Raw genomic sequence first — 7,369 nt, forward strand, 5'->3', positions numbered from 1 at the left:
CTAGGACTTGTGCCAACAACCAAGCAGTCAGGAACTTCCCTAAAAAGTAGAGGCAGATTAGTTAACACTGCTTGCAAACAACTCAGGTCTATTCTCTTTTGTGCAGCTCAATCAGCAGCCAAATTTAACTTGGATTGTAAAGAACTTTATACAAGACTACTGGCTAAAGGGAAATCCAAAAAAGCCGCTAAAATGGCTGTTGCCCACAAATTGATTAGACAGGCTTTCGCTATCGTCAAAAACAATGCTGTATTTCAAAATGACTTTCAGGCTAGCAAAATTGCGCTCGCAAAATAATAGTTGCCTTGTGCTTTGTTTTTTAACACAGTTCATAACAAATCGAACGCACCAACCAATACCCTAATGACGATTATGTATGCAGGATTTGACAAAGGGTTTATGGATCTTCAGTCAAACTCGGCAACGGCCATGCAGCAAGTTCAAACAGCTAGAAATATTGAATCACGGTTTAACAGGTAAGCAATGAAAAAGGGAGCAAATATAGTTTTTTTGGTTGTTTTGGGGATGCTATTGGCATTCCAGAGTAAGTCGCAGCAAAAACGGCCTCACATAGTGACGTGGTCTCAATTTCAACAAGATTCGCTCAAACTTCTCTGGATGCCCGTTCGGGCTTCCGACTGGCTTCAATGGAGCGAAATGGGGTATTGGGTTGAACGAGCGGATGTCATAAGAGGAAAACAAATGCCTTTCAAAAAACTGCTTCCACGTCCTTTGCTTCCAATGTCAAACAGCGCGTGGATTCCTAAAAGTGCGGAAGAAAAGACCGCCAAAGAGCTGGTGTTCAGCAAAACAGCACAGGCGAGGTTTTCGGGGGAGTCTAGTTTCAAGGACGTGGCCAATGAACAGGAATTACGTTATTTGTTGGTGACTATGTCGGCCTTTAAATCGTCGGTCGTTGCTCAAAACCTAGGCTTGTCATTGGTAGATACTTCGGCAAAGAAAGGTCAGCAATATGTGTATCGAATTAGTCCCAATTGGCCCGAAGAACGGAAGCGTATAGAGGGAAGCGTGCAGGTAAGAGTTTCTACTCAAAAGGCTACGCCAGTAATATATCCACCTCAATTGGAAACCGAGTCTGGCGAGCGGCTAGTAAAGCTCAGTTGGAGGGCTAAAAAGTTTGTCAGCGCTTTTGCGATGTATCATATTGAGCGTACGGACGACGGAAAAACGTTTAAACGGCTCTCAAAAACGCCTATTTTGTACAATGCTTTAGGGGAAAGGGGCGAGTTTGTCGATTCAGTCAAAACAAATTATCGTCGCTACGGATATCGCTTAGTGGGGTTAACGCATTTTGGACAATGGATTGCCTCGCCTTTTGTGCGGGTGGGTATGGGAAAAGACCGCACGCCGCCTCGTGAGGTAGAGATTTTGTCGGCGCTTAATACAGAAGGAAAAAAGGTAGTTTTAAAGTGGAAACATCAAGATAGTGACGGCGATATAGCGGGTTTTTATGTCAGTAGAAGTAACAGTGTTTCGCAGGGGTATAAGCGTTTAAACTTGGTGTTACAATCTAAGAAAAGTAGTGAATTTGTTGATTTTCAGGTGGATGTAAATGGTACTAACTATTATATTGTGACGGCGGTAGATACCGCAGGAAATGAGCGTTCGTCGATTCCTGCCTATGCTGTGATGAAAGATACTATTCCGCCCGCTTTCCCGCGTGGTTTGATAGCCAAAGTAGATACCCTGAAAAAGATGGCCGTGGTGACACTGCGTTGGCAACAAAATACCGAGAAAGATTTGAAAGGTTATCGGGTGTATTCGTCGAATCATCCAAGCGGTAAGTTGCTGGAAATCACCCGAACCTTGTTGCTAAAAGATACGGTGTATCGCGACACGATTCCGTTGCGAATACTTACCAAAAAAGTAGAATATCGAGTGGCTGCGGTAGATTATCATTACAATCACTCCCGTTTTTCGGAAAAATTAGAAGTAAAACGGCCTGACATTATTCGACCGATAGCCCCGTTGATTACTTCATTGACTACGGATGCAAAATCAATAACCGTAAAGTGGCAGCCTAGCGTTAGCAACGACATAAAAGCGTATAACCTTTACCGCCGAGAAGAAAACAAAGAGTGGGTCCGAGTGAAGTCATTTCAAGGCAATGAATTGTCGGTGTTGACTTACAAAGACCCAGCACTAAAAGAAGGACAAACCTACGAATATGCCATCGAAGTCATGGATGAAGAAGGCTTAGTGTCAGAGCGTTCTCCTGGGGTTGCCCAGACAGTAGTGGGGTCGGTGTATTTGGAAGAGGCTCCCGAGCTAAAAGCGGTATTTGACAATGAAAAAAAGAAAGTGATACTGACGTGGCGTTTGGTAAAATATACTAACTATCAGCTTGTTGTGTTTCGGTCGTTTGAGAAACGTCCCCTCCAGCCGATAGCTACTATTGCGAGCACTCAGAAAGAATTTGCCGATTTACTCCTCACCAAAGGAGAATATAGCTACGTCGTAAAAGCCGTTTTACCGAGCGGAAAACAGTCGCTGTTTAGCGCAAAAACTACCGTAAAATCGTATTAACCTACACAACAATGAAAAAACTACTATCACTTTTGTTAAGCCTTTCGCTTATACTCCTTACTACTGAGTGCAAAGTGAGTAATATGGAGCCAGTTGATATTAAAGTGATTGAAGATGCTGATGGTGGAAAGTTAACCATTTATGGAGAACCATCTTTGAAAGAAAATGTAAAAATTCTAAGCCCCGAATCTCTTAAAAATGCAACCGTAAAAGGGGATATTTTGACGATAAAAGGAAAAACTACATTTTCAAATAAACGCCTGGGCATTAACGCAAGGTTATCTGCTGACGACGAGTTGAGGATTGGAGATATTTTAGTGGCAGAAATTGGAGGTATTACAGGTACATGTTTGCAAATTTTAGGAATAGTTCAGACTGAAACGTCTGCTGAAGTAGAAACCCAATATAGGTTTATTGTAGAGCCAGATTTAAACGATATATTCAATACGATTCATTTTGTCTATGAAGCAAAAACTGTCTTTAAATTTCGTGAAAAGGTAATGTTAAATGGAATGAAAGGTGGTGATTTAAGAGGGGCGGAATATGAGTCAGAAGCAAAAATAGAGTCAGAAATGGAGAGTATCAATGCAATTACAACAACAACTGAATTTTATGTGCAAGATAATGAATTTATAAAATCTACTATAAAAAATAAAATCGCTAGTAATAATAGTATTAAATTAGGATTTAAGGGAAAGTTAAAAGTAGAAGGAGAAAAAGAAATATATACTCCTAAAAATACTTTTGCAAAAACCTTCAAGTTTGTAGTTGGGGGAGTCCCGATTCTTATTGGAATAAAACCAACTGCCAAATTGTTTGCTGAAATAGAGGGAAGTATTAACGCTAATGTTCAAAGTGAGGCTTTTTTGGCTGAAATTGTTACGGAAGAGTATGAGGTAGGTTTAGTAGGGGAAAAACCAATTAAAAGAAGAACACCCAGGGTAGTATCAAAGACAAAGGATTCGTCTAAAGTTGCTTTTGAAGGTGCTTGTAAAGCGGGTATAGATTTAGGGTTAGATGTATATTTATATACTGACTTATTCGTAAAACTTACACTAGGAGCAAAATTATATATTGGATTAAAAATAGAAAAGTGTATTGAGAAGTCCGAAGAGCCTTCTGCTAAATTTCTTGTTGGAGTGGAGCCTTATCTGGAAATATCTCTTAATTTTCTTACGAAAGCTCCATTTAAGAAAAGAAAAGAAATTGTAACTATTAAATTAACGTTAGGAGATGGGCTGCCAAAAAAGCCTGAGATAGAAATTCCATTTTTTCCTACTTATACTATCTGTAATAGTCCACCAATTCCAGAAGATTTTACAATATCTCATTTTAAAGACTTTTTGAAATCTCAAGGATTTCCTATCTATGAAGGTACTAGTTTAGGAGTTATCAATGGTTTCTATCTTTCTTCACCATATGTACTATTAGCATCAACCTACCCTAATGATGTTTATTTAATAAATAAAGCATTTGGTAGTATTAAGATATTCTTTGATTTTCGAGTGAATAGCCGAATTGTCGAAGTTTATCAATATGATATAAATGGTGCAATTATATCTGATGAATCTACAAATGAGGGAGTAGAGGTAGCAGGTAATAGCGGTAATTTTACAGTAATAGCCACAACAAGAGGGGGTACTATACTTTCCCGAAATAATAATTTTAAAAATTATATAGCAGTTTCAGGGACAAAGACTGCCGAGGGGATTAAGAATTTACATTACGCTTTTTATCGCCTAAGTAACACAAACGCAAGTGCACCTGATTTGCCTGAGTCTATTATCAGAATTTTGAAAGATTCTGATGGGTTAGCATCTCAAATTTAAAAATGTAAAGAGGTATTATGAACACTATATTGAAAGTAGTAATGATTCTCAGTATCATTACGTTAGGGAGTTACGCCCAAAGCCATGCCCAAGTAACCCCCACCGACTTTAAAGTCAACGAGACGACTACCTCTACGGTTAGTCTTGCATGGACGCATGATGGTAAAAACGTTGATAAGTTTCTAATTGAACGAAAACCACTGGATGCTACTACCTTCACCAACATAGGTGAGCCTAAAAGCACCGACAGGACTTTTGTGGACAGGAATTTATCGCCTAATACGCAGTTTCAGTACCGAATCTATGCGGTGTTGAATGGGAAAAATGGCTCGCCCACGGCATTAATTACGGGCTGGACGCTCTCAAACGCTCCTACGTTGAGTACGCCCGTAGTGGTTTCTGCTACGCAAATTAATGTGGCATGGATGAGTGGTATAACATCAGGAAAATTTGAAGTACAGTATGACAAAAACTCAAATTTTTCTAGTCCTACCAGTCTTCCTCTTACAGATTCACGTAGCTATTCAGTAACGGGCCTGACGCCTAATACGAACTATTATTTTCGAGTAAGAGTCAACAAGCAAACAACACCTGTTGCTATCAACTACTCTGACTGGAGCGTTACTCAGGCCAAAACACAAGACCCAACGCCTGCTATCCCGTCAGGTTTAGCAATAACTGGCAAGGCCGAGACTTCCATCGGAGTCTCGTGGAATGCCGTCAAAGAAGCGAATGCGTACCAACTGAGGTATGCCACTGATAAAACCTTTGCGAGAGGTGTCGAAACGATGGAGGTAAATGCTACGAGTACGAAAATTACGAACTTAACCTCGGGAAATACCTATTACATCCAAGTACGCGCTACTGCAACGGTCAACAATACACCGTACGCGTCTGGCTGGTCAGATGCAGTATCGGCTACTACTGATGTGGCGTTACCTGCGGCACCTACAGAACTCCAAATGCAAGTAAGTACGGATGGGACGCAAGTAACCCTCAACTGGAAGGATAATTCTAACAATGAAACAGGTTTTGATATAGAGTGGGGCGAAACAAGTAACTATGGAAAGGCGGCATCAGTGGGTAGTGGAGTAACCTCTTATCTAGTAACTGGATGGGGAGCGTGCAAGGCTTTTCATGCCAGAGTAAGAGCCAAAAATGCTGGCGGTACTTCGGGGTGGATTGAAAAAGAAACATCGACGAAAATCACTGTCCCTACCGCCCCTACAAGTATCTCGACGGGTACGATTACTGCCAATTCGATTGTCATCAATTGGCGCGATAATTCAACCAATGAATCTGAGTTTGAATTACAATATGATGAGAATAGTAATTTTTCCAGCCCTACGACTCAAAAATTGAGTATAGGTACGCAATCAATTACGTTAAATAGCTTAAAAGCCAATACAACGTATTATTTTCGAGTTAGAGCGAACAATTGCGGTGGTTCTTCAAGTTGGATAGGTAGTCAAGCTACCACGCTTGGACTACCAGCGCAAACTTCTATTCCGAATATCAATGTGAGCGTCACGGGCACAGAAGCCAAAATTGACTGGCAAGATTTTTCATCAAACGAAACGGGATTTGACATAGAATGGGGAGAAAGTCCAGCGTACGGAAAAAGTGCCTCGGTAGGGGCAAACGTGACCAGTTATACCATTTCTGGGTTGAGCCCATGTAAGGTTGTTTACGTACATGTTCGTTCGAAAAATTCCGTTGGAAGCTCCAATTGGAGCGAAAATAAGGCAGAAACAAACCCGACCATCCCATCCAAACCCACTGGGCTACTAGCTTCGGCTACCAATACACTGGGAGAAATTAAGTTGAAATGGGATGATAACTCAATAAATGAAGAGGCGTTTGAACTTGAGTATGATGTAAAAGTTGACTTTAGTGCTCCTCAATTAATCAAATTAGATGCTGGTACGACTACGACTGTATTAACTGGGCTAAAACAAAATACCGTTTACTATGTGCGAATAAGGGCTAAAAACTGTAGAGGTGTATCTGATTGGGACGTAACTAATAGTAAGACGTCTGGGCCGCCAACTGATCCAAGCAAATTGGTGATAACGTTCGTTAGCAGTAACCAAATTGATATGTCATGGACGGACAATGCTGATAATGAAACAAGCTATGAAATCGAGCGTAGCTTCGATAAAACGACTTTTACTAAGGTTAATGAAATCAGTGCCAATTTAACGAGTTACTCAGACCAAGGCTTAAATGCTTCTACCCAGTATTATTACCGAGTTCGAGCCAAAAATACCTTTGGAGTTTCTGGATATAGCAATGTGATAGATCCAATAACCTTATCACCGCCCGTGTCAGTTCCCAAGTCGCCGAGTGATTTGTCGTTGACAGTAGTGAGCAACAGCCAAATAGATTTGAAGTGGGTAGATAATTCAGACAACGAAGTGGTTTTTGAAATTGAGCGTGGTTTGGACGGGGTTATTTTTAGCAAAATTGGGGAAGTAGGAGCCAACGTGACGAATTATTCCGACAGAGGCTTGAGTGCTTCGACGAAGTATTATTACCGAGTACGAGCCAAGAACACGGCGGGCTTTTCTGACTACAGCCCGATGAAAGACGCGACTACGTCGGCCTTGCCCGTAGTAGTTCCCAAGTCACCGAGTGATTTGACGTTGACGGTAGTGAGCAGTAGCCAAATAGATTTGAAATGGTTGGATAATTCAGACAACGAAGTGGTTTTTGAAATTGAGCGGGGTTTAGACGGGGTTAGTTTTAGTAAAATTGGGGAAGTGGGGGCCAACGTGACGAATTATTCCGACAGAGGTTTAAGTGCCTCGACGAAGTATTATTACCGAGTACGAGCCAAGAACACGGCAGGCGTTTCTGACTACAGCCCGATGAAAGATGCGACTACGTCGGCTGCACCCGTGGTAGTTCCCAAGTCACCGAGCGATTTGTCGTTGACGGTAGTGAGCAGCAGCCAAATAGATTTGAAGTGGGTAGATAATTCAGACAACGAA

4 protein-coding genes are annotated in these 7,369 nt (G+C 41.3%); all 4 read left to right on the forward strand.

The features are described from left to right. Positions 1-297, forward strand: a 297-nt coding sequence (locus K339_RS0109540) for a transposase (RefSeq protein WP_028523389.1), incomplete at its 5' end; no start/stop codon positions are given. A gap of 186 nt (positions 298-483) precedes the next feature. Next, positions 484-2,547 carry a fibronectin type III domain-containing protein gene (locus K339_RS0109545; protein ID WP_028523390.1) on the forward strand — a complete coding sequence of 688 codons (2,064 nt, stop codon included), beginning with the start codon at positions 484-486 and terminating at the stop codon, positions 2,545-2,547. Positions 2,548-2,558: 11 nt separating this feature from the next. Further along, a complete protein-coding gene (locus tag K339_RS0109550; RefSeq protein WP_157607544.1) occupies positions 2,559-4,376 on the forward strand; it encodes a hypothetical protein in 1,818 nt (605 codons plus the stop codon). Between the two features lie 17 nt (positions 4,377-4,393). Beyond that, positions 4,394-7,369: fibronectin type III domain-containing protein (locus K339_RS35880; RefSeq protein ID WP_028523392.1), on the forward strand; the 2,976-nt coding region annotated here is incomplete at its 3' end.

Source organism: Runella limosa DSM 17973, from assembly GCF_000482465.1.
Lineage (GTDB): Bacteria > Bacteroidota > Bacteroidia > Cytophagales > Spirosomataceae > Runella > Runella limosa.